Origin of the sequence: Microbacterium sp. RG1, assembly GCF_005347485.1 — a bacterium.
Classification (GTDB): Bacteria; Actinomycetota; Actinomycetes; order Actinomycetales; family Microbacteriaceae; genus Microbacterium; species Microbacterium binotii_A.
In genome coordinates this window covers 1,898,888-1,921,266 of the sequence record NZ_CP034121.1, presented here as the reverse complement: position 1 = coordinate 1,921,266, position 22,379 = coordinate 1,898,888, and the positions used below count along the sequence as shown (strand labels likewise).

At 67.8% G+C, this 22,379-nt stretch carries 21 protein-coding genes and 3 tRNA genes; 17 read left to right on the top strand and 7 right to left on the bottom strand.

Going from position 1 to position 22,379, the window contains the following annotated elements; all coding sequences use genetic code 11:
• The first annotated feature begins 65 nt into the window (after positions 1-65).
• Positions 66-632 carry a manganese efflux pump MntP gene (locus tag EHF32_RS09245; RefSeq protein ID WP_137417906.1) on the top strand — a complete coding sequence of 189 codons (567 nt, stop codon included), beginning with the start codon at positions 66-68 and terminating at the stop codon, positions 630-632.
• Positions 633-835: 203 nt separating this feature from the next.
• On the opposite strand, the gene EHF32_RS16050 is transcribed toward EHF32_RS09245, so the two are convergent.
• The 3 genes from EHF32_RS16050 to EHF32_RS09230 all read right to left on the bottom strand — a co-directional run bounded on the left by EHF32_RS16050 (position 836) and on the right by EHF32_RS09230 (position 2,085).
• A complete protein-coding gene (locus EHF32_RS16050; protein ID WP_238343846.1) occupies positions 836-976 on the bottom strand; it encodes a sigma factor-like helix-turn-helix DNA-binding protein in 141 nt (46 codons plus the stop codon).
• A gap of 161 nt (positions 977-1,137) precedes the next feature.
• Positions 1,138-1,506, bottom strand: coding sequence for a YybH family protein (locus tag EHF32_RS09235; RefSeq protein ID WP_137417905.1), 369 nt, complete (start codon positions 1,504-1,506; stop codon positions 1,138-1,140).
• A 90-nt stretch (positions 1,507-1,596) separates the two neighbouring features.
• The gene (locus tag EHF32_RS09230; RefSeq protein ID WP_137417904.1) at positions 1,597-2,085 is read right to left on the bottom strand and encodes a YajQ family cyclic di-GMP-binding protein; all 489 of its coding nucleotides are present in this window, start codon (positions 2,083-2,085) and stop codon (positions 1,597-1,599) included.
• Positions 2,086-2,152: 67 nt separating this feature from the next.
• On the opposite strand from EHF32_RS09230, the gene EHF32_RS09225 reads away from it, so the two are divergent.
• The 6 genes from EHF32_RS09225 (at position 2,153) to EHF32_RS09200 (ending at position 7,296) form a co-directional block, all read left to right on the top strand.
• Entirely contained in the window at positions 2,153-2,644 is a 492-nt protein-coding gene (locus tag EHF32_RS09225) for an FBP domain-containing protein (protein ID WP_137417903.1), read from the top strand.
• Complete coding sequence (locus EHF32_RS09220) at positions 2,641-3,555, top strand: PfkB family carbohydrate kinase (RefSeq protein ID WP_137417902.1); 915 nt, start codon at positions 2,641-2,643, stop codon at positions 3,553-3,555. The genes EHF32_RS09225 and EHF32_RS09220 overlap by 4 nt, the downstream gene beginning before the upstream one ends.
• A 105-nt stretch (positions 3,556-3,660) precedes the next feature.
• Positions 3,661-3,745, top strand: a tRNA-Tyr gene (locus tag EHF32_RS09215).
• A gap of 748 nt (positions 3,746-4,493) precedes the next feature.
• Entirely contained in the window at positions 4,494-5,651 is a 1,158-nt protein-coding gene (locus tag EHF32_RS09210; RefSeq protein WP_137417901.1) for a DUF3238 domain-containing protein, read from the top strand.
• Positions 5,652-5,672: 21 nt separating this feature from the next.
• On the top strand, positions 5,673-6,170 hold the full coding sequence (locus EHF32_RS09205; RefSeq protein ID WP_137417900.1) for a hypothetical protein: 498 nt from the start codon (positions 5,673-5,675) through the stop codon (positions 6,168-6,170).
• Between the two features lie 154 nt (positions 6,171-6,324).
• Positions 6,325-7,296 (top strand): hypothetical protein, encoded by a 972-nt coding sequence (locus tag EHF32_RS09200; RefSeq protein WP_137417899.1) that lies wholly within the window; start codon positions 6,325-6,327, stop codon positions 7,294-7,296.
• Positions 7,297-7,396: 100 nt separating this feature from the next.
• Here EHF32_RS09200 and EHF32_RS09195 read toward each other — a convergent pair whose 3' ends face one another.
• Positions 7,397-8,983, bottom strand: a complete 1,587-nt coding sequence (locus EHF32_RS09195; RefSeq protein WP_192900633.1) for a phytoene desaturase family protein — start codon at positions 8,981-8,983, stop codon at positions 7,397-7,399.
• Positions 8,984-9,034: 51 nt separating this feature from the next.
• Between EHF32_RS09195 and EHF32_RS09190 the strand changes: the two genes are divergently transcribed.
• From EHF32_RS09190 to EHF32_RS09170, 5 genes are all read left to right on the top strand, one after another.
• Positions 9,035-9,841 carry an inositol monophosphatase family protein gene (locus EHF32_RS09190; RefSeq protein ID WP_137417898.1) on the top strand — a complete coding sequence of 269 codons (807 nt, stop codon included), beginning with the start codon at positions 9,035-9,037 and terminating at the stop codon, positions 9,839-9,841.
• A 272-nt stretch (positions 9,842-10,113) separates the two neighbouring features.
• Positions 10,114-11,397 (top strand): M23 family metallopeptidase, encoded by a 1,284-nt coding sequence (locus EHF32_RS09185; protein WP_137417897.1) that lies wholly within the window; start codon positions 10,114-10,116, stop codon positions 11,395-11,397.
• 69 nt (positions 11,398-11,466) lie between these two features.
• A tRNA-Thr gene (locus EHF32_RS09180) sits at positions 11,467-11,538 on the top strand.
• A gap of 34 nt (positions 11,539-11,572) precedes the next feature.
• Positions 11,573-11,646: transfer RNA gene (locus tag EHF32_RS09175), tRNA-Met, on the top strand.
• 417 nt (positions 11,647-12,063) lie between these two features.
• On the top strand, positions 12,064-12,960 hold the full coding sequence (locus EHF32_RS09170) for a hypothetical protein (RefSeq protein WP_137417896.1): 897 nt from the start codon (positions 12,064-12,066) through the stop codon (positions 12,958-12,960).
• A gap of 115 nt (positions 12,961-13,075) precedes the next feature.
• Here EHF32_RS09170 and EHF32_RS09165 read toward each other — a convergent pair whose 3' ends face one another.
• Positions 13,076-14,017 (bottom strand): LysR family transcriptional regulator, encoded by a 942-nt coding sequence (locus EHF32_RS09165; RefSeq protein ID WP_137417895.1) that lies wholly within the window; start codon positions 14,015-14,017, stop codon positions 13,076-13,078.
• 118 nt (positions 14,018-14,135) lie between these two features.
• On the opposite strand from EHF32_RS09165, the gene EHF32_RS09160 reads away from it, so the two are divergent.
• Together EHF32_RS09160 and EHF32_RS09155 are read left to right on the top strand one after the other, a co-directional pair.
• Positions 14,136-15,128: a putative oxygenase MesX gene (locus EHF32_RS09160; RefSeq protein ID WP_137417894.1), complete on the top strand. Its 993-nt coding sequence runs from the start codon at positions 14,136-14,138 to the stop codon at positions 15,126-15,128.
• Entirely contained in the window at positions 15,125-16,165 is a 1,041-nt protein-coding gene (locus EHF32_RS09155; RefSeq protein WP_137417893.1) for a methionine synthase, read from the top strand. Before EHF32_RS09160 ends, EHF32_RS09155 begins: the two co-directional genes overlap by 4 nt.
• Positions 16,166-16,173: 8 nt before the next feature.
• Here EHF32_RS09155 and EHF32_RS09150 read toward each other — a convergent pair whose 3' ends face one another.
• Positions 16,174-17,724: a PucR family transcriptional regulator gene (locus tag EHF32_RS09150; protein WP_137417892.1), complete on the bottom strand. Its 1,551-nt coding sequence runs from the start codon at positions 17,722-17,724 to the stop codon at positions 16,174-16,176.
• A 124-nt stretch (positions 17,725-17,848) separates the two neighbouring features.
• Here EHF32_RS09150 and EHF32_RS09145 point away from each other — a divergent pair, with 124 nt between their 5' ends.
• The 3 genes from EHF32_RS09145 to EHF32_RS09135 are packed head-to-tail and all read left to right on the top strand — an operon-like array spanning position 17,849 to position 21,325.
• Positions 17,849-19,312, top strand: a complete 1,464-nt coding sequence (locus EHF32_RS09145) for a purine-cytosine permease family protein (protein WP_137417891.1) — start codon at positions 17,849-17,851, stop codon at positions 19,310-19,312.
• A 49-nt stretch (positions 19,313-19,361) separates the two neighbouring features.
• Complete coding sequence (locus EHF32_RS09140) at positions 19,362-20,882, top strand: amidohydrolase family protein (RefSeq protein WP_137417890.1); 1,521 nt, start codon at positions 19,362-19,364, stop codon at positions 20,880-20,882.
• Between the two features lie 38 nt (positions 20,883-20,920).
• Positions 20,921-21,325, top strand: a complete 405-nt coding sequence (locus EHF32_RS09135) for a VOC family protein (protein WP_137417889.1) — start codon at positions 20,921-20,923, stop codon at positions 21,323-21,325.
• On the opposite strand, the gene EHF32_RS09130 is transcribed toward EHF32_RS09135, so the two are convergent.
• A complete protein-coding gene (locus tag EHF32_RS09130) occupies positions 21,322-22,353 on the bottom strand; it encodes a LacI family DNA-binding transcriptional regulator (RefSeq protein WP_238343671.1) in 1,032 nt (343 codons plus the stop codon). The two genes, EHF32_RS09135 and EHF32_RS09130, sit on opposite strands and share 4 nt — an antisense overlap.
• Positions 22,354-22,379 lie beyond the last annotated feature (26 nt).

Genomic DNA, 22,379 nt, shown 5'->3' with positions numbered 1-22,379 from the left:
GAAATCGGCAGGCTGGAGGATGCGGGCCATCGCCCGCGTCCTCCCACCACCCCACCAGGAGCGTCATGTCGTTCTGGGCACTGCCCTTGCTCGCCGTCGGAGTCTCCGCCGACGCCTTCGCGGTCGCCCTCGGCAAGGGGCTGCAGCTGCGCTCGCAGATCGTGCGCAACGCCCTCGTGCTCGCGCTCGCCTTCGGCCTCGCGCAGGCGCTCATGCCGCTGCTCGGATACCTTCTCGGCAGCGCGTTCGCCGCGTTCATCGAGCCGTTCGACCACTGGGTCGCCTTCGCGCTGCTCGCCGCCGTGGGCGTCAAGATGCTGTGGGAGGCGCTGACCCCCGACAAGGAGGGCGCAGAAGCCGGGAGTGCCCGCCTCTCGACGCGGGAGACGATCGTTCTCGCCGTCGCGACCTCCATCGACGCTCTCGCCGTCGGCTTGAGCTTCGCATTCCTGAACTTCCCGGTGTGGATCGCCGTCATCGCGATCGGTCTGGTGACCTTCGTGCTGTCGTTCGCCGCGGTGCTCATCGGGCACCGCATCGGCACCCGCTTCCGTCGCCCGGCCGAGATCGTGGGCGGCCTCGTGCTCATCGGCATCGGCACACAGATCCTGATCTCGCACCTCACCGCCTGACGGCGCCGTCGTCCCGGCACGAGAAAGCCCCTCCCGCGACGGGGAGGGGCTACACGACACGACATCGCGCTTCACGCGACGACGATGACCCGAACATCCCCGGCGCGCGGTGTTGCTTCGCCCCAGGCTTTCACCCCGGAGCGTGCGGCGGCGGAATGTGAAACGACTCTCATGCCGTTCTCACGCGAGATGTGCGGCGTTGCCTAGCCGGCTGCCTCCATACCCGCCTTGCGGCAGGCGCCGAGCGCCTTGCGGGCGCGAGCCACGCGCTGACGCGCAGCGGCGGCGGTGAGGCCCAGACGTTCGGCGATCTGAGCGCTGGACAGGCCGTCGACGACACTCAGCAGAAGGGGTCGGCGAAGTTCGTCCGGGAGGTTGTTGATGGCCGCCAGTGCGCCGGCGAGCAGAAGCCGCGCCTCGACGTCGAGAGCGGTGTCGGCGTCGTCGCTGCGGTCGTCGGCGATCGGCGCGACGGGATGCCGGCGCCGCCCCGGCCCGCTCGCGCTCAGACGGTACCGAACGGGTTGTCGATCGCGTACCGCCAGCCGTGCTCCTCGTCGTAGACGGCGACGTCGGCCGTGCTGCCGCCGAGCGACACCTGGCTGCCGTCGGCGGCGGTCCCCTCGAGCGTCCAGTCGGCGATCGCGAGGCCGACGGAGCCGTTGACGAACACGTTGCGCACGGTCATCGAGATCGGCAGGCCGATGGCGAGGAACTGCTCCAGCGCGCCCGCGACCGCCTCGTCGCCTGTGACCGGCTGACCCGGGGCGGGCACGAAGACGGCGCCGGGGGCGTTGAGAGCGGTGAGGGCGGCGAGGTCTCGCGCGTTGAAGCGGCGGGCGAACTCGGCGGGCAGCTGGTCGAGCGAGGTCATGGTCTTCCTTTCGATGCGACCGCGATGTGCGGTCACCGAGGAAGACGTCGCAGCCGCCGAGCTGTGACGAGAAAGTTCTTCAGCCCTGGCTCACCGGTAGTTGGTGAACTGCAGATCGACGTCGAGGTCGGCGGCCTTGAGCAGACGCTGCACTTCCTGCAGGTCGTCGCGGGACTTCGACTGCACGCGCAGCTCGTCGCCCTGGATCTGGGACTTGACGCTCTTGGGGCCCTCGTCGCGGATGATCTTGCCGATCTTCTTCGCGATCTCCTGCGAGATGCCTTCCTTCAGCGTCGAGACGATCCGATACTCCTTGCCGCTGGCGGTGGGCTCGCCAGACTCCAGGCTCTTGAGCGAGATGCCGCGCTTGATGAGCTTTGTCTGGAAGACATCCAGGACAGCGTTCGCGCGGTCCTCGCTGTTGGCCTTGATGAGGATCGACTCGCCGCTCCACTCGATGGACGCGTCCGTGCCCTTGAAGTCGTAGCGCTGCTCCACTTCCTTGCGGGCCTGGTTCAGAGCGTTGTCGGCCTCCTGCCGATCGATCTTGGAAACGATGTCGAACGAGGAATCTGCCATGCCGCGATTCTTCCATGGGCCGATGCGGCCCGCATCCGGCGTCCGCGCCGATTCGTAGACTTGTCTCATGCGGGCTCTGACCGAGGAACAGGTGCGCGAGTCGTTCGTGAACGCGGCGCCGGAGGAAGTCCGGGTGGCCGCCATGCCGCACGACTTCCTGCTCACCGATTGGGACCACCTCGACTTCCTGGCCTGGCGCGACCCGCGCTCGCGCGGCCGGGGGTACCTGGTTACCGAGTCCGAGGGGCGGCCTGCGGGCGTGGTGCTCCGCGCCGCGGAGGGCAACGGCCGTGCGCGATCGGCGATGTGCAACCTGTGCCACACCATGCAGCCCGGCGATCAGGTCGCGCTGTTCACCGCGCGCCGGGCGGGCGAGGCGGGGGAGAGCGGTGACAGTGTGGGAACGTACATGTGCGCCGATCTGTCGTGCCACGAGACCGTGCGGTTGGCGGCCCCCCTCGCGCCGAGCGAGATCCGGGCGAGCGTCGACCGCCGCATCGATGGCACACGCGCACGGGCTGAAGCGTTCGTCGGGCGCGTGAAGGGGGAACAGGCATGACCGCAGCAGGACGGGTCGTCGTCATCGGAGACGCGCTGATCGACGAATTGCGCGACGACACCGGAGTGCGCGAGTTCGTCGGGGGAGCGGCCCTGAACGTGGCCGTCGGGTTGGCTCGGCTGGGCCTTCCGACCACGCTGATCGCGATGGTCGGCGACGACGAGCCCGGCGATCGGATCCGCGCCTATCTCGACGACTTCGGCGTCGAGCTGGTGGCGACTCCGTCGCCGCACGGCTCGTCGCGCGCGGTGAGCACCCGCAACGCCGGCGGCGAGCCGGTCTACGTGTTCAACGAGGCGGCGTGGAACCGCCGCATCCACTTCGGCGACGAGGAGCGTCGCATCATTGCGGATGCGGCGATCACGGTCGTCAGCTGCTTCCCGCTCGACGACGCGGCGCAGGCGGCCGAGCTCGCGGATGCGGTGCGTGCCGCCGACGGGCTGCTCGCGGTCGACCCGAACCCGCGCGAGGGCATGATGCACGACCGCGCCGGATTCGTCGCGGGCTTCGAGGAGCTCGCCGCGCTCGCCGATCTCGTGAAGGTCGGCGACGACGACGCGGAGCTGCTGTACGCGGCACCGCTGGACACCGTACGTGACCGGATGCGGGAGCTCGGTGCGGTGGCCGTGCTGACGACGCGCGGTGCGCAGGGTGCGGGCGTCGTCACCGATGCGGTCGCGATCGAACGTCCGATCGCCTCCGTCCCCGGCGTCATCGTCGACACGATGGGAGCGGGCGACGCGGTGCTCTCTTCCGCCGTCGCGTCGCTGCTGTCCGAGCATCCGAGCGACGAGGCTGCCTGGGTGACGCTGGTCGACACGGCGATGGAGGTCGCGGCCGCGACCTGCCGTTTCGAGGGCGCGCTGCTGCGTTTGCCCTCCGCGCTGTCGGGACTCGATCAGGGCTCCTGAGCCGCCGCGCGCGGGCCCGCCGCGGATTTCTGAGTACGTCGGCGAGGGGGTAGTATCGGAGATCGCGCCTCTGGTCGACTGTACAAGCTGGGCAGGTGCGCACTTGGCGAGTTACCCAAGCGGCCAAAGGGATCTGACTGTAAATCAGCCGGCGTAGCCTTCGGGGGTTCGAATCCCTCACTCGCCACCAGGTATCGAGACCCTCTTCTCCCCCAGGAGAGAACAAGCAACGAGTCCAAATGACGCCCTCGGAGTGATCCGGGGGCGTCATAGGTCTTCAGGGCTGTACGAGGTGCTCGCTCCAGATAGTCGGTACCGGGCTGCTTGTTCCGTAGTTTCAACTCATCCAGCCTGGGGAAGGCGACTAACTCTTCGCCCACCCGTTCGGAGCGCGCCGGGCGCCACGTGCCTAGCGGACACCGAGGCTGAGGGTCGTTCATTCGCTGACGTACCCGTGCCCGGTAGTTAATGTTCTGGGGAGCATGCCCGTGCCGATGCGGCGCTCGGGCTCGCTGCCCTCATCGTTGCCGCCGCGCCTAGCCTGTCGGCGGCAAGCCACGTGTCGCGAGCGCCGCGCAGCCGTGTGTGCCGTGATCGCCATCACCAACGAGATGTGTCGCGGCACTCTCTTGAGATGGCTGGTATGAGCAAACTCTCATCTTTACCCGTTGCGAGTCGCCATGCGCCAGAGTGGGAGTTTGAGGAACCAAATGAGCATCGGGTGAGGGAGGATTGTGAAGCATGCACAGCCGGGCGGTAGAAATGCCGCGGGACGAATTTTCCGGAATGGTCTGTGCTGGATTGCAGCAGGGGTCGTTGCCGTCGGAGGGCTTTCGATTCCCGCTCACGCGAGCGACATCGATCCAGACGACGCTCCGATTTCGCTTCGAGCTCCGACGGGAGATTTCACACACGTTTTCGACAGCACGGGTTCACCCGTGGAACTCATCGATGCAGATGCGCCCAACTATGGCGAACAAACCGCCCTCATTTCCGTCAGCGACGGCAGGCCAGTCTTACTGAGGACGTACTACGCGCCGGTTGCGCAGGAGATCAGGTCGGATGCGCCCGAGCCGGGAGCGGACGGTTGGGATTGGATCGAAGGGGTTAACTATTTCACTGACGGCAAATCGCAGTCGTCGAGTGAAGAGAGATCTTTCGACGAGGTGACCCCTATCGATCCCGATGGGCTCGAGATCAGTCTGACGACCGCCGTCTCTGAGACGAGCTATTCGGTAGCATGGCCCGACGACGGGAGCGCCTATGAGGTACGCAGAGACGGATCCCTCATCGCCACGACGGAAGAATCTCACTTCACCGACGCCGAATTGGAGCCTGGCAAGACCTATGCCTACTCGGTTTTAGCGGTCAACGGAGAGTCGGCGGGAACAGAGAAGATTCTGCAGGCGAACACGCTTCCGCCGAACTCGGCATCGTTGTCGCGTCAAGCCGAGGGTGCGATTGAACGACTTGCTGTGCAACCCGAGGCATCTTGGTTTCTGTACAACACGTTCATCACGAACGATCGCGTCGCGTGGGACCTCTTCAAGAGCATCGGTGGACAGTGCGCGGGTGTACTCGGAGATAGTTATGGTGGTGACAATCGCGGGTTCATGACGCCCGCGCTCAACTGGGATCCATGGGCAACCATCGGTCACCGAAGTGGAGTCCGCGTGAAGATCGACTTCGGGGCCCAATGGATCCAGCAGGATCGGCACGTCGGCACGACGTATCTCTACGACAGTTCTGGAAACGTCAAGGAGCAGGGCACGGCCTCGGTGGATGGCATCGTATTCAGCGAGGAAGCGGTTTCAGCGAGCCTTTATCAGACGAAGATCAGCCACACGGTCGGGAATCCGCTTTGTCAATATGGTGCAATTCGCTACACCGTTTATGTGAATATCTGGAAGAGCGGCGTAATGCAGGTTAATGGGTCACGTCAGCCGATACCTGCGCACGAGGCGTATGGATTGTTTATGAACTCGAGCGGTGGGCAGTATTGGCAAACCCTCTATCATGGGAGTCAGGGTGACTTCTTCTGCATCTCCGGCGCCTGCGTTTCCGAGATCATCGGTGCGACTCATGCTCCAGCATGATCTCCGCCTATGAGTACGCCTATGCGCTCCGGTGCGGCAATTTACTGGCTGACGCTCGCGTGTATTACTGTGGTCGAGGCGGTTTCGTGCGCAGCGATGATCCTTGCCTGGCAATCGGTGTTTGCGGCGGGAGTGATTGCTGACTTCGATGGGATTTTGCGCAACGCGTTCTATGGTGCGGCCGGCGGTGTCCTCACAGCTCTATTTGTGATGTTGGCAACTCTGCCCCTACTCAGATCCCTAGGAGAGCGAAAGGGCGCTTTCGTTGCACTGTCGGCAGTCGGACCTTTGGTTGGTTGGATGCTTGTGGGCGTCGTCGAATCCGGTGTCGTTGGGGTGGACAATACCCTCGGGTGGGCTGTGGTCTCTGTCGTCGCAAGCGTCGGCTCGTGCGTTATCGCAGTCCTGGCGACCTTCGTGATTGATGCCGTGGGGCCTGGCAATGATGACTCGGCCGAGGATGGCTCGTTGAATCATGGCCTCGACGACCTCGGCTTCCGTCCGAATAGTGAAAGCTGAGGTTTCCGTTTCGCTCGGGGTGCGGTGGCAAGAGCGTAACCGCTGGCAGGAATGTCGATGGTGGGCTCCCCACCGCCCACAACCCTCCTCGGCGGATCGGCGCGGCGTGCCAGGATGAGGGGGCGGGCGAGGGGCGCCCGCGAAGGGAGCCGTGATGTCCGCGCCGCAACCGCCCGTCGCACCGTCCGCTGCGCCGACCACGGAGTCGTCGAGCCCGAACCGTCTCGTGCGGGCCGGCATCTGGGTCGCCATAGGCGCCCTGATCGCCGCGGCGCTCGTCAGCGTCGTCTGGGTGCTCATCGGTTCTCAGAACGGCATCGTCGGACGCGCGTTCCTCACGATCTTCCTGCTCGCCGCCTTCGCCGGCGTCTCGATCCTCGACGCGCATCTGGCCCCTCGGCGTCCCGGGTGGTTCGTGCTGACGAGCATGATCGCATGGGTGCTGATCCTGATCGTCGGTGCGTTCCTCACCTGGATGCCGGAGCGGCCCTCCTTCGACGATTTCCGCTACGGCGCCGAGGGCCTCACCGCCTTCGCCCGGTTCTTCTCGTTCCTGATGATCGTGCTGATCGTCCAGCTCGCCGTGCTCCACGTGCGTCTGTACACCAAGGCCATCGTCCGCGTTCCCACCCTGTTCAACCGCATCGTCGGATACGTGACCGTCGGCCTCGTCGCAGCCCTCGTCGTGCTGCTCGTGCTGCCGCTGACGATCCAGGAGTGGGTGGACTTCTACGACGTCTACTGGCGCATCGTCGTGGCCGTGACCATCCTGGCCGCCGTCGGCACTGCCCTGGTACCGCTGGTCAACCTGCTGTTCGGTCCCAAGGCGCCCCGCGCCCAGACGGCGCCGCCGACCTGGCCGGTCGCCGCCCCCCAGGCGTGGCCGACGTACGCCGACCGCGTCACCCCGCTGCCGGTCCTCCCCGACGGCTCGCCCGACTGGCAGGCCTACTACACGGGATACCCGACGGGCTGGCACCCGGTGCCCCCGACGGTCTCGCCCACGGCGGAGGCGGCGTACGGCGCCCAGCCGCCCGCATCCGCAGCGCCGGTCACGCCGTCGGAGCCTCCCGCGGCCCCCGGGTACGAGGGCTTCCCGCCCCCGCCGCCGCTGCCCCCGCGCTGATCATTCGCGGTTCATGTACTCGACGCAGCGGCTCGTGCTGCGCTGCGCGCTGATCGTTCCCGGTCGACGCAACAGTGCAGCGACGGGGTGTGTCCTCGCGTCAGCCGGGAAGCAGCGCCAGCGCGGCCATCGCCGCGTTGTGACCGCCCAGCCCGCTGACGGCGCCGCCCCGTGCGGCGCTGGATCCGCAGCGGAGGATGCGGGAGTGCACCGTGTCGACGCCCCACGCCGCGGCGGGGGAGGTCGCATCCGTCTCGTCCTCGCGCCACGGCCATGACAGCGGACCGTGGAAGATGTCGCCACCGGTCATGCCGAGCGACTCCTCAAGGTCCGCGGTGGTGCGCGCTTCGATGCAGGGTGCCCCGGTCGGGGTCTCCCAGATGCAGTCGGCGAGAGGCTCGGCGAGCACGGACTCGAGTGAGCGCTCTGCGGCCGCCAGCAGGGTGGCACGCATCGCGTCGGGGTCTGCGCCGTCGAGGAGCCGGTGCGGCACCTGAAGCCCGAACAGAGTGAGAGTCTGCGCGCCCACGTCCTGCAGCTCTGGCCCCAGGACCGAGGGATCGGTGAGCGAGTGACAGTAGATCTCGGCCGGCAGCGGATCGGGGATGCGGCCGGCGACCGCCTCCGTGTACGCGGTGTCGAGCTGGGTCATCGTCTCGTTCACGTGGAACGTTCCCGCGAACGCCGCCGCCGGTGCGACGTGGCGATTGTGCAGTCGGGGGAGCCGGCGCAGGAGCATGTTGACCTTGACCTGCGCGCCCTCCGGCTCCGGCCGCTGCGGAACGTCGGCTCCCGCCGCGGCGAGCAGGTGATCGAGGACGGCCGGTCCGACGGCGGAGAGCACCAGTCGCCCGGTGACGACCCCCGCATCCCTCCCTCCGTAGCGCACCTCGCCGTCGGGGCTCACGCTCGTGACCGGGGCGCCGGTGCGGATCTCGGCGCCCGCGCTCCGTGCGGCGCGCTCCAGCTCCGCGCTCACGTGTCCCATCCCGCCGACCGGGACGTCCCAGTCCCCGGTTCCGCCGCCGATCACGTGGTACAGGTAGCAGCGGTTCTGTCGCAGGGAGGGATCGTCGGCGTGCGAGAACGTGCCGATGAGCCCGTCGGTGAGCGCGATGCCGCGCGCGAGATCGCTCTCCAGGCTCTCCCGCAGCAGCGTTCCCAGCGGCCGCGCCGTGACCGCATCCCACAGCGCGTCGTCGCCGAGCGCCGTGCGCAGAGTGGATGCGGTGGGCAGCGGCTCGGTCATGGACGGGAAGACCGTGCGCGCGAGGGGTGCGACCCGCGCGTTCAGCCTCCGGTAGCGATCCGACTCCGCGGCGCTGCCGGTCGCGCGGCGGAAGCTCGCATCCGTCGCCTGCGCGTCGCCGGTGTCGACGAGCACGCCGCGCGCCGGGTCGGCCGGGTCGGGTGTGTACGAGGAGTAGCGTCGGCGCCGCAGGGTCAGGCGAAGCCCGAGGTCGTCGACGATGCGGGCGGGCAGGAGGCTCACCAGGTAGGAGTATCGCGACAGTCGCGCAGAGACGCCGACCCACGGCGACTCGGAGATGGCCGCGCCTCCGGTGTGGTCGAGCCGCTCCAGCACGACGACCGAGCGGCCCGCGCGGGCGAGGTAGGCGGCGGCGACGAGGGCGTTGTGGCCCCCGCCGACAATCACGACGTCATGGGTCGGTGCGATGACGGTCATGCCGCCACGCTAACGGCGGACCCTCGCCCCGCGCGACGGTAGCGTGGGAACATGCCTTCCGCTCTGGATCTGCAATCGCTCGCCATCGAGGTCGCGAAGGAGGCGGGGGCGCTCGCCGCCCGGCGGCGCCGCGAAGGCGTGCAGATCGCCGCGACGAAGTCCGCGCTGGCGGACATCGTGACCGACGCCGATCGCGAGGTCGAGCAGCTGGTGCGCGAGCGTCTCGCGGCGGCGCGTCCCGACGACGGCTTCCTCGGGGAGGAGGGCGGCGCGGCCGCATCCGCCTCGGGGATCACGTGGGTCGTCGATCCGATCGACGGCACCGTCAACTACGCCTACGGCATCCCGGCGTACGCCGTGAGCATCGCCGCCGTGTCGGGGGAGCCCGACCCGCAGAAGTGGGAGGCGCTGGCTGGTGCCGTCTACAACCCCGCCGTCGATGAGCTCTTCACCGCGGCGCGGGACGAAGGAGCGCGTCTCGTCTCGTCGATCGAGGGCGAGCGGGCCCTGCGCGTCGCCGAGCCGTCGGATGCGGGAGCGCTGCTGGCCACGGGGTTCGGATACGACCCCGCGACTCACGGGCCGGCGCTCGAGCGCCTCGCCCGGGTGATGCCGCTCGCGCGCGACCTGCGCAGAATCGGTGCGGCCTCGCTGGATCTGACGGGCGTCGCGGCCGGTCGCATCGACGGCTACTACGAGAAGGGCCTGTGGCCGTGGGACCATGCGGCGGGGGCCCTCATCGTCACCGAGGCCGGCGGCGTCGTGGCGGGACTGGACGGCAAGCGTGCCGATCGCGAGATGACGATCGCGGCGGCACCGGGTCTCTTCGCCGCTCTGCTCGCCCGACTCGAAGACTGATGCGCGCGCATGGCATTCTCAGGCTCCGGGTTGTATTGTTTACCTATTCGTTATCTTCGTTGCCCGAACGAGGATGAGCATCTCCTTCCGTTTTCCCTGTCGCTTCCCGTGCGACCGAGACCGAGGCTGACCACGTTTTGACCCCCCTAGATCCCCAGGCGGAGACCGCTCCCACGCGACGCTCCGGCCGGAACCGCGCTGCTGAGGCGGCTTCTTCGGGGACCTCGGATGCGGTCGCTCCACTCACCCGGGCACAGCTCCGCGCGCAGCAGGTGGCTGCGCGTCCCACGCCGGTCTGGTCGTCGCAGCGCTCCGAGACGCCCGTCGCCGAGCCCGAGCTGGTGCTCGAGGTCGTACCGGAGCCCGTCGCTGCCGCCGAGGTCACGCTGTCGATATCGGAGCCCGAGGCGCCCGTCGCCGAGGCGCCACTGACCCGCCGCCGTGCGCGTTCGCTCGCCCAGGCCTCCGTCGCTTCGGCGACGCCCATCGACGTCGCTCTGGATGCCATCGACGACGAACCGATCGCTCTGCCGGTCGTCGACACAGTCTCGGTCGCTTCGGAGACGGAGGCGAGCCCTGCCGAGTTGCCTGTCGCGGATGTCGCGACGGAACTCGACGACGAGGCCCGTGTGTTCGCCGAGGCGGTTCTCGCCGACGAAGCTGAAGCGCACGCGATCGCCGACGAGTTCGAGGCCGCTGCCCGACTCTTCTCCTTCACGGGTGAGACCCCCATCCAGGTCGCCGCGGCCGCGATCGCCGATGAGCCCGTCGCGGGGCAGGATGTCGCCGAGGCCGCTCCGGCGAAGCGTCGCCGCTTCAGCGGTGCGGCGTTCAAGCGTGCGACGGCCGCATCCGCCACCGTCGGCGCCATGGGAATCGTCGGGCTGCTGGCAATCGGTATGACGACGCCCGCCGAGGCGGTCTCGGGCGCGGGCAGCTCCGCCGCCGCATCCGTCTCGATCGCGACCGGCTCGAAAGCCGGCACCTCGAGCGCACTGTCGAGCGACGAGATCCAGGCGTACGTGGCTCCGGCCGATGCGCAGGTCACGGCCCTGAACCGCAGCGACTACTCCACGGCGTCGACCGCTGAGCTCGCCGCCGAGTCGGGCATCACGCACTACTCGAACTTCTTCACGAACAACGCGAACAGCCCGATCCAGTGGCCGTTCAAGGTGGGCGTCTCGATCAGCTACGGCTTCGGGATGCGTGACGGCACCATGCACGAGGGCCTGGACTTCACGCCGGGCGAGGGTGCCGAGATCCAGGCCGTCGCCGACGGCGTCGTGCGCACCGCGACGGAGAGCGGCGGCGGGTACGGCGTGATGATCATCATCGATCACGTCATCGACGGCAAGCTCGTCTCGACCCGCTACGGCCACATGCAGTACGGCTCGTTGCAGGTGAAGACCGGCGACACGGTGAAGGTCGGCCAGTTCATCGGACGTGTGGGCGACACCGGCCACTCGTTCGGGGCGCACCTGCACTTCGAGGTTCTCGACAACGGCACGACGGCGATCGACCCGCTGCCGTGGCTGCGTCAGCACGCTGGCGGCTGACCGGCCGTGTTTCGTCGGGGCCCTCGGCTCTGATATTCTTTTCTGGTTGCCCGGATTGCTCCGGGCAGCGCCCCGATAGCTCAGTGGCAGAGCACTTCCATGGTAAGGAAGGGGTCGTCAGTTCAATCCTGACTCGGGGCTCGCAGCATCCGGTGGTCCGCCGCCGGAACGTCGCGGCAGGGTAGCTCAGTTGGTGAGAGCGCACGACTCATAATCGTGAGGTCGCGGGTTCAAGCCCCGCTCCTGCTACAGACAAGGCCCCCGGTTCCACCGGGGGTTTTCTGCGTTTCCGGGGTGGAGTGATGCTTGCCCAGGGCCAGTACGGTTCTTCTCGGGTGCGCGCTGGAGAACGTGGCGGCGTCGAGCGGTGCGTAACGGTGAGCGACGTCTGAGTGCATAATCGAGCGCGGCGGACGTCACTGGTGCAGGTCGAGTAGGTTACGCGCGAAGGCTGACTCCGCAGCGGATGAGCTGCGTGCGTGCTTTGCTAGGTGCCAGGTCGAAGCGCTTGCCTATCGCGGCGAGGGTGTCGCCTTGCGCGCAGAGTCGCTCGATCTTGGAAGCTCGCTCGTGGAGCTACACCCGATCGCATGGGTGGACCCTGTTTTCCGCAGTGCCTCGGCGAGGAACCAGTCGAACCTGCGAAGCCTCGAATAGCCTTCTTCTGTGCGCGACCCTCAGGGCAATTACTTCTCCTACCTGGCCAAGCTCGACTTGGCTCGGTTCGAAGAGCGGAGAAGACTGTTCTGGGGGGACCCGCCGCGCGATGATAACGATATCTACGCCAGATACTTGGATGTCGTTGGCGCGGTCGAGGGTAGACCCGTTGCCCTTTGCATTATGGGAAGTACTTACCCTGCCGGATGGACGATGTGGCGTGCTCGCCAATTGCAAGGTGGTGCGCTCACTTTACCCATCGCAGAGATGAACGGTGATTCTGATGTATGGGAAGCTCCCGCTGACCGTGTACGTTACCGTGGGCGTTTAAACGATATTGGCGAGTCGATACTCTATTGTTCGGTGGGAGACGCCGCGGTCGCAATGGTGGAGGCGCGGGTTCCGGTCGGCTCGCAATTCGCTCTCATTCGCTATGAGACGACACGAAGCATCACGCTCACGTCGATCGCTGGCGACGCCCCACCTCCGGGTCTCCCGGAGGGCTTGCTAACGGCTCACCGGGCGGTTGTTGCTTTCAACCGCGAGATCTTCACTAGGGAGTTCGATGGTCGTGACAACCTTACTTACGTTCTCTCGAATCGGCTTGTCAAAGACTCCTACGATCTGCCCGACGAGCTAGTCGACGGGTGGACCTTTCCATCCATCGCTCGCGGCAGTGGATGGAATGCCGCGTTTCGCCCCGCTAAAGCGCGTGGCTGCATGCGGGTAGTGGGTGTCGCATATTGTACGGCGCGGAGTTCCGCTCTACTCGGTCCGACGATGGACGGCCATCTCTTCTCTTCCGGTCCTGGGATGGGACAAGTTGGTTTTCGGTGGTCGGGCATGGGTGGCCCCGTGCAGGTGAGCCTCTTCCCTGAATTCCGCAAGCTCAGTGCTTCTTCGTAGCGGCAGCTATGTCTCACCACTACAGGAGGCCTGAATCAAAGGCAGCGGCTGCGAAGGTGATTATCCTGTCTTGCCCTTTCGGCTACTTGCGAGAGTGTTGGAGCCTCCCCGCCCCCTACCCCGCCACTTCCACACCGAAGCCCGACACCACGGCGCGCACCTCGTCGAGGTAGCGCTGCGCCTGCTCGGTGAGCCCCAGGGCGGCCTGACCGATCCAGCCGATCTCGATCCTCTCGTCGACCTCGAGGGGGACGGCGACGATCTCGGGATCGAGGTCGTCGCTGATGATGCCGGTGGAGATCGTGTAGCCGCCGAGCCCGATCATGAGGTTGAAGATGGTCGCGCGATCGGACACCCGGATCTCCTGCTTCGCGGAGAGGGTGGAGAGGATCTCCTCGGCGAGGTAGAACGAGTTGTTCGCGCCCTGATCGAAGGTGAGTCGCGGCAGATCGGCGAGGTCGTCGAGCGTTGCGCGACCCCGGGCGGCGAGCGGGTTCTTCCGCGAGATGAAGATGTGCGGTTCTGCGAAGAACAACGGATGGAAGGCCAGCCCCGCATCGCGGAGCAGCTTGTTGATGACGTTCCGGTTGACGTCGTCACGGTAGAGGATGCCGATCTCGCTGCGGAGCGTGCGGACGTCCTCGATGATGTCCCACGTGCGCGTCTCACGCAGGGAGAACTCGTACTCGGCCGCGCCGAAGCTCTTCACCATCCGCACGAACGCGTCGACGGCGAACGAGTAGTGCTGCGTGGAGACGCCGAGCAGGCGTCGGGCCGGCGGCCGGCCGAGGTAGCGCTGTTCGAGGAGCGCGACCTGCTCGACGACCTGCCGTGCGTAGCCGAGGAACTCGGTGCCGTCGACGGTGAGCGTCACGCCCCGCGCCGACCGGATGAGGAGGGCCCGTCCGACGCGGGCCTCCAGGTCCTTCATCGCCGCCGACATCGTGGGCTGCGAGACGTAGAGCAGATCGGCCGCGGCGGAGATGGATCCCTCCGCCGCCACCTCCACGAAGTAGTGGAGCTGTTGCAGCGAGATGCCCGCGGAGGTCTTTGCCATAGACGAAGGCTATAGGAGCGCATAGTCACGTCGAATTACCCGATGGGTTCAGATTCTCGGCACGATGGCACGACACCCCCGCGACCCACCCGCCGCGCGAGAACCCGATTGGCTGCGCATGACGAACGAGCTCACGTTCCGTATCTCCACGACACCGTTCGACGAGGACTACTCGCCCTCCGCCGAGTCCCGTGCCACGACGAACTTCGCCAACCTCGCCCGCGGGGAGGACCGGCAGCAGAATCTCCGCAGCGTGCTCACGATGATCGATCGCCGGTGCAACGACCTCGCCCCGTGGGACAACCCGAACGGCGACCGGTACGCCGTCGAGCTCGAGATCGTCTCGGTGGATGCGGCGCTGGCCGTCGACGGGGAGGAGCGCCACTTCCCGCTGCTCGAGGTGCTCGACGTCCACATCCGCGACTCGCACACCGGAATCCGGCATCACGGGATCGTCGGCAACAACTTCTCGTCCTACGTGCGCGACTACGACTTCAGCGTGCGTCTTCCCGCCGTCACCGCTGATGCCGGCGCGTTCACCGTGCCCGACGACTTCGGCGCCCTGCACGGCGCGCTGTTCCAGGCGTTCCTGGACTCGGACGCCTACCGTGCGCGCTTCGAGGCGCCGCCGGTGATCTGCATCAGCGTCTCGACGAGCAAGACGTACCGTCGCACCGACAACACGCATCCGGTGCTCGGTGTCGAGTACCTCCAGAGCGAGTATTCGCTGACCGACGAATACTTCTCCCGGATGGGGCTGCGAGTGCGCTACTTCATGCCCGCGGGCAGCGCGGCGCCGCTCGCGTTCTATTTCCGCGGCGACCTGGCCAACGACTACACGAATCTGCAGCTCATCGGCACGATCAGCACGATGGAGAGCTTCCAGAAGATCTACCGCCCGGAGATCTACAACGCGAACGCGGCCGCGGGCAGCGTGTACCGCCCGAGCCTGGAGCACGGCGACTTCTCGCGTACACAGGTCGACTACGACCGCGTCGAGCGCGCGCAGCTGGCGATCACGCAGGGCACGTACGCGGCCGAGCACTTCCTGGCGACGTACGGTGATGTGCTCGCACGATGGGCCGGTCTCGAGCCCGCACTCGCCCGATGAGCCGCGCAGAGACGCCCGCACTGCTGCCGACCGCGATCGTCGGGAGCCTCCCGAAGCCGTCGTGGCTCGCGAAGCCCGAGGTCCTCTGGTCGCCGTGGGAGCTGGCGGGTGAGGCACTCGTCGAGGGCAAGCAGGATGCGTTGCGCATCGCCGTGCAGGAGCAGCAGCGCCGCGGCATCGACATCGTCAGCGACGGCGAGCAGACCCGGCAGCACTTCGTGACGACCTTCATCGAGCACCTTGCCGGTGTCGACTTCGAGCGCCGCGAGACGGTGCGCATCCGTGACCGCTACGACGCGAGTGTGCCCACCGTCGTGGGCGCCGTGAGTCGGCCCGAGCCGGTCTTCGTCGACGACGCGCGTTTCCTGCGTCGACAGACGGATCGCCCGCTGAAATGGGCGCTTCCCGGCCCGATGACGATGATAGACACGCTCGCCGACCGTCACTACGCCAGCCGCGAGAAGCTGGCGTGGGAGTTCGCGGTCATCCTCAACGAGGAGGCCAGAGAGCTCGAGGCGGCGGGCATCGACGTCATCCAGTTCGACGAGCCGGCCTTCAACGTCTTCTTCGATGAGATGCGCGACTGGGGAGTGGCGACGCTGGAGCGCGCGGCCGAGGGACTGCGGGCCGAGACCGTCGTGCACATCTGCTACGGCTACGGCATCGAGGCGAACACCCGGTGGAAGCGGACGCTGGGCACCGAATGGCGTCAGTACGAGGAGTCCTTCCCGCTCCTGCAGCGTTCGGCGATCGACATCGTGTCGCTCGAGAGCCACGGCTCCCGCGTTCCGATGGAGCTCATCGAGCTCCTCCGCGGCAAGAAGGTCATGCTCGGCGCCATCGACGTCGCCACCGACGAGATCGAGACGCCCGAGGAGGTCGCCGACACCCTCCGTGACGCGCTGCGCTACGTCGACGCCGACAAGCTGATGCCCAGCACCAACTGCGGCATGGCGCCGCTGCCACGCGACGTGGCGCTCGCGAAGCTCAGCGCCCTGACCGCCGGTGCCGCCATCGTGCGCGAGGAGCAGGACTGACCCCGCCGTCACGCGTTCGGGCGGCTCGCCGCGTCCTGCTTCGCCTCGGCCGCAGCCGCGGCCTGGCGCCGTGCCTGTTCGAGGAAGACCGCGGTGAGCACCGCGCCGATCCGCGCCGACCCCGGCTCGAGCGGACCGAGGATGCCGGTGATGCGCTCGAAACGCTGGTAGAAGGTCTGTCGATGGATGCCGAGGGATGCGGCCGCATCCGTCTTGCTGCCGAGGTTCGCCGCCAGTGCGCGCAGCGTGTCGAACAGCTCGCCGTGCGCGACGGCATCCCGGTCGAGGAGAGCGCCGATCTGCTCGTCGATGAACTCCGCGACCGGCTCGATCTGCGACAACAGTGGCCAGAGGCGCGTCACGGCGATGCTCGCCGCATCCACCACCGGTTCCGCATCCGACGTGTACGGCACGCTCTCCCTCGCGGAGCGCACGGCCCGCACGGCCCGGTCCACGCTCGCGCTCGTGGGTCCGACCGCGGCGCGCACTCCGCCGCGCGCGGCGAGGCGGCGCAGCGCATCCGTCACCGCACCGCGCACGTTCTGGGCGTCCCATGACGGGGCGAACCCCACGATGCCGACGTACCGGCCGTCGGCGAACTGCCCGGTCGAACGCGGCGAGATCCCGGCGATCGCGTCCTGCACGGCCGTGACGTTCGAGGCGTCGTCGAGTTCGACGACGAACGGGATGAACCGGTCGTCGGGCTCGAACCCCAGCCGCACGGCCAGCGTCGTGAGCTCACGCGCGTGCTCGGCGGCGGAGGTGCGCGGCCCGCTCGACGCCAGCAGCGAGATGAACCGGCTCCGCCGCCGGTCGTGAGGTGAGAGCGGATGCGTGCGCAGCAGCGCGATGGCGAGGATCTCGGGCGCTCGTGACAACGCGCCCGAGATGAGGTGGATGTCGGCGTCCGCCGCCGGGCGCAGCGTCAGCGTGGCCACGACCGTGCCGCCGAACGACACCGGTGCGGTGTACTCGATGCCGAGCGACGGCGTGTCGGCCTCGATGAGCGCGACTCCCAGTGTCTGCCCGGACAGCGACGTGAGGTGCGTCGACGAGTTCGCCTGATCCCGGATGAGGGCTAGCAACTGGTCGATGCTCGCCAGGTTCTCGATCGCCTCCGAGAGGGCGAGGGAGATCTGATCGGCGATGCGCAGGCGCCGCAGGCTCACGTCGGCGAGCTGGCTGTTGATGCTCTCGCAGATCTGCACGAACGGCACCCGGCGGTGCAGGTGGATCACGGGCAGGCCGCTCGCCTCCGCGTGCTCGACGAGCGCCTCGGGGATGCGGGGGAGGCGGGGTGTCGTCTCCACGGCGAGCGCGGCGATGTCGCGTGCGACGAGGGTGTCGACGTAGGTCCGCAGCTGGGCCGCATTCGCCGAGACGAGGTTGACCCCCTCCATGAGGATGAGCTCCCCGCCGCGCAGGAGCGGCGCGATGTCGAGCTGTTCGCTCGCGTGCACCCAGCGCACATCCACCTCGGATGCGATGCCGCAGACGAGTTCGGGTTCGGTCTTCTGGACGACGGCGTCCGCGAGGATCTGATCGAGCAGGAGGGGCATACATTCTGTCCATTCGCCGTGACCGCGAGTTTACAGAGCGCCGCGAGCGCGGAAACACCGCCGCCGCATGCTGGGTGGCGACCCGCTCCACTGATCGCTCCACCTCGCGAGAAGGACACCGCCCATGTCTTCTGCCAGTCCGCACGACATCGAAGAGACGCTCCAGCCGATTCCCGAGTCCGCCCGAACGACCCGCGTCTCCGGTCAGTTCTGGATCTGGATGGGCGCCAACATCGCCCCCATCAACTGGGTGCTGGGAGCGCTCGGCATCAGCATGGGACTCAGCCTCCTCGACACGATGCTCGTGCTCGTGATCGGCAACCTGATCGGCATGGGCCTGTTCGGCATCTTCGTGCTGTTCGGTCAGAAGACCGGCGTCACCGGCATGCTCCTCGGCCGCGCCGTGTTCGGCCGCCGGGGCAACTACCTGCCTTCGGTGATCCAGGCGGTCGTGGTCATCGGATGGTGCGCCGTCAACACGTGGATCGTCCTCGACCTCGTGACGGCCCTGCTCGGCGAGCTGGGATGGCTGGATCCGACCCAGGCGAACATCGGCTGGAAGATCGGCATCGCCGCCCTCATCATGGCGATCCAGGTGGGCGTGGCGCTCGCCGGATACAAGGCGATCGCGGCGTTCGAGCGGTGGACGGTGCCCCCGACCGTGCTCGTGCTGGTGATCATGTCGATCGTCGCGTGGTTCTTCCTCGACATCGACTGGGGCTACGCGGGTCCCGCCGGCGCGGAGCTCTCCGGTGGCGACCGCATCGTCGCGATGTCGGCCGTGATGACCGCCATCGGCATCGGCTGGGGCATCACCTGGCTGACTTACGCGGCGGACTACTCGCGCTTCATCAGCACGAGCGTGCCCCGTCGCAAGCTCTATCTCGCCAGTGCGCTGGGGCAGTTCATCCCCGTCATCTGGCTCGGTCTGCTCGGAGCGTCCCTCGCGACGAAGAACGGCACGGTCGATCCCGGCCAGCTCATCGTCGAGAACTTCGGTGCCCTCGCGATCCCGGTCCTGCTCCTCGTGCTGCACGGGCCCATCGCGACCAACGTGCTCAACATCTACAGCTTCAGCGTCGCCGCCCAGGCGCTCGATCTCAAGGTCGGCCGCAAGGCCCTCAACATCCTCGTCGGCGTGCTCTCGCTCGCTGCCGCCGTCTTCTTCATCTTCCAGGAGGATGCGGCCCAGACCCTCGACGCGTGGCTGGTCGGGGTGGTCGGCTGGGTCGCGACGTGGGGCGCGATCATGCTCGTGCACTACGGCATCTTCGAGCGCCGCTCGCGCCGGTTCGACCACCTGTTCGACGCCGTCGGATCGACGCGTCTGCCCGACGTCAACCCGCGCGCATTGATCGCCTTCTTCGTCGGGATCGTCTTCACCTGGCTGTTCCTGAACGGGATGGTGCCGGCGCTGCAGGGTCTCGGCTCGCAGGCGCTCGGCGGCCTCGACATCTCCTGGCTCACGGGCGGCGTCGCCGCCGGCCTCACCTACTGGCTGCTGGCCCGCACCAGCCACAAGCGCTGGATCGAGGCGCAGCAGTTCACCGATGCGGCCGAGCCCCGCGAGACCGTATCCGCCCGCTGAGGATCCCCGCCCCGCGCCGCCTCGCCCCACCCCTCGACGGAGAACCACCATGAGCACCTTCATCCGCGATGCCCACGTCATCACCATGGACCCGATCTCGGGCAGCACCCCGATCGTGCGCAGCATCCGGATCGCCGACGGCGTCATCGTCGCGATCGGCGAGCACCTCCAGCCCGAGCCCGGCGACGAGATCGTCGAGGGTCGCGACCGCTTGGTCGCACCCGGTTTCGTGAACGCGCACACCCACTCGTGGGAGATGCTCTACAAGGGTCGCTACGACAATCTGCCGCTGGAGATGTGGATGGCGATGTCGTATCCGATCCTCGGCGACAGCCGCGTCGCGCCGGACCTCGTGCGTCTTCGCACGACCCTCTTCGGTATCGAGTCGCTCAAGGCGGGGGTCACGACGCTCGTCGACGACGTGCTCGAGACCCCGGGGCAGGACCACGAGCAGCTCGCCGCGGTCTTCGACGCCTACGAGCAACTGGGCGTGCGGGCGAACGTCTCGGGACACGTCATCAACCGGCCCTTCCTCGACACGGTGCCCTTCGCCGAGGAGTACCTGCCCGACGACGTGGTGCGCGAGATCCGCTCCGCGCACGTGCCGTCCACCGAGGCGTATCTGAGGTTCGCCCGCGAGGCCTTCGCCGCGCACCACGGTCGCGCGAACGGCCGGCTGCGGTTCATGGTCGCGCCCTCCGCCCCGCAGCGGTGCGAGCCGGCGCTGCTGACCGGGGCGACCGAGATGGCGCTCGAGTTCGGGGCGGAATGCCACATCCACGTGCTCGAGACCAAGACGCAGCTGGTCACCGGGGACGAGTCGTACGGCGGGAGCCTCGTCTCCTACATGGCGTCGATCGGTGCCCTCTCGCCCCACACGACGCTCGCCCACGGGATCTGGCTCACGGATGCCGACATGCAGACGGTCGCTGCGGCGGGCACCTCGATCTCCCACAACCCCATCTCCAACCTCAAGCTCGGCTCGGGGATCGCCGCGTGGCGCATGCTGCAGAACGCGGGCGTCAACCTGGGCCTCGGCACGGACGGCTGCTCGAGCAGCGATTCGCCGCGGATGCTCGATGTGGTCAAGACCGCGGCTCTGCTGCACAAGGTGACCGGGCCGGACATCGACCAGTGGCCGACAGTCGCCGAGGTGCTGGCCGCGGCCACGATCGGGGGAGCGCGCAGCGCCGTGCTCGACGATGTGGTGGGCTCGCTCGAAGTCGGCAAGCAGGCGGACCTGGTGATCTACGACCTCGAGACCATGGCCTTCACGCCCCGTCAGAAGCTGGACCTGCAACTCGTCTACTCCGAGAACGGCTCCTCGATCGACATCGTCATGGTGCAGGGGCGCGTGGTCGTCGCCGGCGGCGAGGTGATCACGGTCGACGAGCGTGCCGCGCGTGCCGAGCTCGCCGAGCGCCTCGACGAGATCATCGAGCGCCAGGACCGCCTCGACGAGCGCAACCAGGCGGTGATGCCCGGCCTCGCGCGCATGTACGAGCGGGCGACGTCCATGCCGGGCGCCGTCAATCGCTTCAGCGGCGACGAGCGTGCCTGGCTCGTCTGATCGCGCAGCGGGTCGGGGGTGAGCGGTAGCCTGCCGGAATGGCCGCCCCCGTCCCGTACCTGCAGTTCGCCGGCATCGCCGCGGACGCGCTGAAGACCTACCGCGACGTGTTCGGCGGTGAGCTGGAGCTCCACACCTTCGCCGAGTTCGGCCGCCAGGACGGCGCGCCGTCGTGGATCGCGCACGGCGAACTGCGCGGTCCCGTCGACCTGTTCGGTTCGGATGCAGCCGACGGCGCCGCATCCGTCCAGGTGCACGGCGTGCTCTTCGCGCTGCTGGGCGCCGGCGACGCAGCCACGTCCCGACGATGGTTCGACGCGCTCGCCGCAACCGGAACCGTCATCGAGGCCATGGGGGAGCGACCGTGGGGTGACGTCGACGGGCAGGTGCGCGACGCCTTCGGGGTGACCTGGCTGATCGGCTACTCGCCCGCCGGCGCTTAGCCGGGGGCCGCCGATCGGACGGAGGCGCGCACGACGACCGGCATCTCCACGAGGTGGATGCCGGGTGGCGGGCCGTCCGGCTCGAGCAGCAGTTCGACAGCACGACGGCCCATCTCCTCGTGCGGCAACCCGATGGTGGTGAGGCCCGGTCGCAGGTAGGCCGCGAGCTCGTCGTTGTCGAAGGAGACAAGTGACACGTCGTCCGGGATGCCGAGACCGGCCTCGGCCAGCGCTTGCGAGGCGCCGAAGGCGAGCCGGTCGTTGAGGCAGATGATCGCCTTCGGTCGCTCGCCCTCGCTCAGCAGGCGTGAGATCACCTCGTGGCCGCTCGCCGGCTCCCACAGCCAGATGGATTCCGAGCGCGCGAGCGTCATGCCGCGCTCGCGGAGCGCTTCGGACATGCCGCGGATGCGGGATGCGACCGTCTCGGAGCGGAACACGTCGCGCTCCGCCTCGGCGTCGTAGCCGAGCAGCACGATGCCCTCGGTGATACCGGCGTCGGCGAGCAGCTCGACCGCCCGCCGCCCGCCGGTCTCCTCGTCGGGGAGCACGCTGCAGGTGTGCACGTCGTTCGTCGCATTGAGCATCACGATGCGCGTGCGCGAGGGCAAGGGCGGCACGAAGGTCTCCCGCGCTCGCATGGAGGCGAAGATGATCCCGTCGACCTGACGATCCAGCAGCGCCGAGACCGCTTCGACCTCACGCTCCGGTTCACCGCCGGTCTCGGCGACCAGCACGACGTGCCCCGCCGCCTCCGCGGCTTCGAGGGACCCCTTGATGAGTCCGCTCGCGAAGCGGGTCGTGGCGACGTGATCGGAGACGAAGCCGATCGTGTGGGTGGTGTCGGTGCGCAGCGCCCTGGCGGCGACGTTCGGTCGGTATCCGAGCTCGGATGCGGCGGCGTGCACACGCTCATGGGCATCGGCCGACAGGCGGGTGTCGGGGCGGCCGTTGAGGATCATCGATGCGGCGGACGGTGACAGCCCGGCTCTGCGCGCGACATCCGCAAGGGTGACTCGCTTCCCCACGCACACCTCCTTGAATGCTCTCCCAG